The sequence below is a fragment of the Streptomyces sp. SID11385 genome, assembly GCF_010548245.1.
In the GTDB taxonomy this organism is placed as follows: Bacteria; Actinomycetota; Actinomycetes; order Streptomycetales; family Streptomycetaceae; genus Streptomyces.
The window spans coordinates 1-3,836 of the sequence record NZ_JAAGLR010000357.1 but is presented as its reverse complement, the minus strand read 5'-3'; the positions used below and the strand labels follow the sequence as shown (position 1 = coordinate 3,836).

Below are 3,836 nucleotides of genomic sequence, written 5' to 3'. Positions count from 1 at the left end.
CTCGCGCTCGCCAGGGCGCACCGCCCGCGGATCGCCCTGCTCGGCCGGACGCGTCCTACGGAGGCGGAACCGGCCGGGCTGGAGTCCGCCGTCGACGAACCCTCGCTCGTCCGTCTGCTCGCCGAGCGGGAGGAAGGCCGCGCGCCCGCCGCTCTCGCCGCGCGCGCCCGGGAGATCCTGGCGGCCCGTGAGGTGCGGGCGACGCTCGCGGCGCTGGAGGCGGCGGGCTCGCCGGTCCGGTACGTACCCGTCGACGTACGGGACGAGGCCGCGGTCCGTGCCGCGCTGCGCGAGGTGCGCGCGTCGTGGGGTCCCGTCACCGGCCTCGTGCACGGCGCAGGGGTGCTCGCCGACCGGCACCTCGCGGACAAGACCGACGCGCAGTTCGACCTGGTCCTGTCGACCAAGGTGGACGGGCTGCGGGCGCTGCTCGCCGCGACGGCCGACGACCCGCTCGACCTGCTCTGCCTCTTCTCGTCCGTCGCCGCGACGTCCGGCAACGCGGGGCAGGCCGACTACGCGATGGCCAACGCGGTGCTCGACCACGTGGCCTCGGCGGAGAGCGTCCGGCGGCCCGGCTGCCTGGTGCGCTCCGTGGCCTGGGGACCGTGGCAGGCAGGCATGGTCACCCCCGCCCTGGCCGCGCACTTCGGCCGCTCCGGCATCCCGCTCCTCGCCGTGGACCGGGGGGCCGCCGCCTTCGTGGCCGAACTGGGCGACACCGGGGGCGCGCCGCGCGTCGTGATCGCGGCGGGCGACGCGGTCCCGGCCGCCGACACCGCTCCCCGCCCCGCGCGGGTCCTGGTCCGGGGAAGCCGCCACCCGCAGCTCGCGGACCACGAGATCGCCGGGGCCCCCGTCCTGCCCGTCGCGATGGCCCTGAACTGGCTGACCGGCGCCGCCGCTTCGCGGTGGCGGCCGGGCGAGCCGCTGATCCTGCGCGACGTGCGGGTCTACCGCAAGTGCGTGCTGTCGCGGCTCGACGGTGCCGGGCACCGGCTGGACGTGCGCGTCGCCGCCGCAGCGACCGGTGCCCCCTCGCGCTGGGAGGCGGAACTGCGCGACGAGACGGGGGCTCCGCACGTCGGAGCCGTCCTGGAACGGGCCGCCGCCGTACCCGATCCGGCCGCCTGGACGACCCCCGAAGGACTCGACGTGCCCGCCTCACCACGGGTGTACGACGGGCACGTCCTCTTCCACGGGCCCCGGTTCCGGGCCGTGCGCGCGGTGCGGGGGGTCTCCCGGCACGGGGCGGAGGCGACCGTCGTCGGAGCGCGGGAGCTGGGCTGGCCGGGGGACGCCTGGCCGCTGGACGCGGGCGCGCTGGACGGTGGCCTTCAGGTCGCCCTGCTCTGGGCGCACGGCGTGCTCGGCGAGGCGGCGCTGCCGATGGCCGTCGCGGAGTGCGGGGTGTACCGGCGAGGACCGGCGCGGGGCCCCCTGCGGTGCGTGGTCCGGGCGCGCAAGACGCACGAGACGGGGGCGCGGTGCGACGTCGCCCTCCTCGACCCCGACGGCCCGGTGCGCTTCGAACTGCTCGGCGTGGAACTCGTCCGCCGTCCTTCCTGATCCGTCCCGGTCCTTCCTGACGGGGACCCGTCTGCCGTCCTTCCCGAGAGGGGTACGCGTGGGGTACGAACCGATCGCCGTCGTGGGCCGGGGCTGCGTGCTGCCCGACGCGCTCGATCCCGACACGTTCTGGGAGAACATCGCCGCGGGCCGGGACAGCCTCTCGGCCGTCCCGGAGGGCCGGTGGCGGCTGCCGCACCGCTTCGCCATGGGCTCGCCGGCGGAGCACCTGGACCGGACGTGGACCGATCGCGGCGGCTACGTACGGGGCTTCGACGCGGTCTTCGACCCGAGCGGCCTCGCGCTCGCGCCGGAGGAGATCCTGGGGCTGGACCCCTTGTTCCGCTGGGTCGTGCACGGGGCGCGGCAGGCGCTGCGGGAAGCCGGGTACGAGGGACCGCTGCCCCGCGCCGGGCTCGTCCTCGGCAACCTGTCCTACCCCACCGCCGCGGGCTCGGCCTTCGCCGAGCACGTGTGGCTGTCCGCGCTCCCGCCCGCCCTGCGCGAAGCGCTGCTGACCGGCGAGCGCCGCGCGCGGCCCGACGCGCGCGACCGCTTCTCGTCCGCTCTCCCGGCGCGCCTCGCGGCACGCGCCCTCGGGCTGGGGGCGGGCGCGTGGGCGCTCGACGCCGCCTGCGCGTCCTCGCTCTACGCGATCAAGCACGCGTGCGACCGGCTGCACGACGGCACCGCCGACCTGATGGTGGCGGGCGCGGTCAACCGCGTCGACAACCTGTTCCTGCACATCGGGTTCTGCGGGCTGTCGGCCGTCAGCGCGACGGGGCGCGGCCGTCCCTTCGACCGCGCCGCCGACGGACTGACGCACGGTGAGGGCGCCGGGTTCGTCGCCCTGACGCGGCTATCCCGGGCGCGGACGGCGGGCCTGCCGGTCCTCGGCGTCATCCGCGGGATCGGGCTCTCCAACGACGGGCGGGGCGGCGGCCTGCTCAGCCCCGCGCAGGAGGGACAGGTGCGCGCGATGCGGCAGGCGTACGCGGTGGCGGGGCTCGCCCCCGAGTCGGTGTCGCTCGTGGAGTGCCACGCGACGGGGACCCCGGTGGGGGACGCCGTGGAGGCGCGGAGCATGGCGGAGGTCTACGCCCGCGGTACGGACGTGCCCGTGGGGTCGGCCAAGTCCAACGTGGGGCACCTCCTGGCCTCGGCCGGCGTCGCGGGTCTGCTGAAGGTCCTCGGGGCCCTGCGGTCGGGGGTGCGCCCCGCCTCGCTCGGGGCGGAGCGGCCGATCGAGGAGCTGGACGGCACGCCGCTGCGGGTGCTGACCGCGCCGGAACCGTGGCCGGGACCGTGCAGGGCCGCGGTCAGCGCCTTCGGTTTCGGCGGCACGAACGCCCACCTGATCATCGACGCCCCCGACGCCGCGGAGAGACCGGGCGGCCCGGCCCGTCGCACCCGCCCGGCCGTACGACCGGTGCCGGTACGGGAGAAGCCCGCCCCGCTCGCGATCGTCGCGCTCGGCGCGCGCGTGGGCGAGGGCGGCGGCACCGAGGACTTCCGCCGCGCGGTGCTGGGCGGTGAACGGCGCGGTCCCGTCGCGGAGATCGCCGTGCGGCTGCCGGGCCTCGCCTTCCCGCCGCTGTCGATGGACCGGACGATGCCCCCGCAGCTCATGGTCCTGGAGGCCGCCCGGGAGGCCGTACGGGGGCTGTCGCTGCCCCGCGAGCGGACCATGGTCGTGATCGGGATGGGCGTGGACCCCGCGGTGGCGCGGGCCGGTGCCCGCTGGCGGGTCCCGTACTGGCTGGAGGCGGCCGGGGCGGACGCGGGGGCGCGGGCGGCGGAGGTGCGGGACGCCTTCGCGCCGCCCATGGCGGCGGAGCGGGTCGTGGGCAGCCTGCCGAACCTCGTCGCGAACCGGATCAGCACCCAACTCGACCTGGGCGGACCCGGGTTCGCGGTGTCGGCCGAGGAGGCGTCCGGGCTCGTGGCGCTGGACCTCGCGGCGCGGGCGCTGCGCACGGGCGAGGCGGACGTGGCGCTCGTCGGCGCGGTGGACCTGTCCTGCGAGCCGGTGCACCGGGCCGCGCTGCGGGAACTGGGACGCGAGGCGGAGCCCGGCGACGCCGCCGTGGTCCTGGTCGTGAAGCCGCTGGACGCGGCGCGCCGCGACGGCGACACCGTGATGGCCGTGCTCGACGAGGAGGCCGCGGACGCGGCGGACCTGGTCGTCGGTGACGGTCCAGGGGCGGCGTTCGACCCGGTGTCCGCCTTCGGCCGTGCCCACGCGGCGCACGGGCTCGTCTCCGTGG

2 protein-coding genes are annotated in these 3,836 nt (G+C 77.5%); both read left to right on the top strand.

Annotated elements, in window-relative coordinates:
* Nucleotides 1-192 precede the first annotated feature (192 nt).
* Nucleotides 193-1,569 carry an SDR family oxidoreductase gene (locus G3I42_RS10765; protein ID WP_343244514.1) on the top strand — a complete coding sequence of 459 codons (1,377 nt, stop codon included), beginning with the start codon at nt 193-195 and terminating at the stop codon, nt 1,567-1,569.
* 58 nt (nt 1,570-1,627) lie between these two features.
* The coding region (locus tag G3I42_RS10760; protein ID WP_343244513.1) for a beta-ketoacyl synthase N-terminal-like domain-containing protein at nt 1,628-3,836 on the top strand (2,209 nt) is incomplete at its 3' end.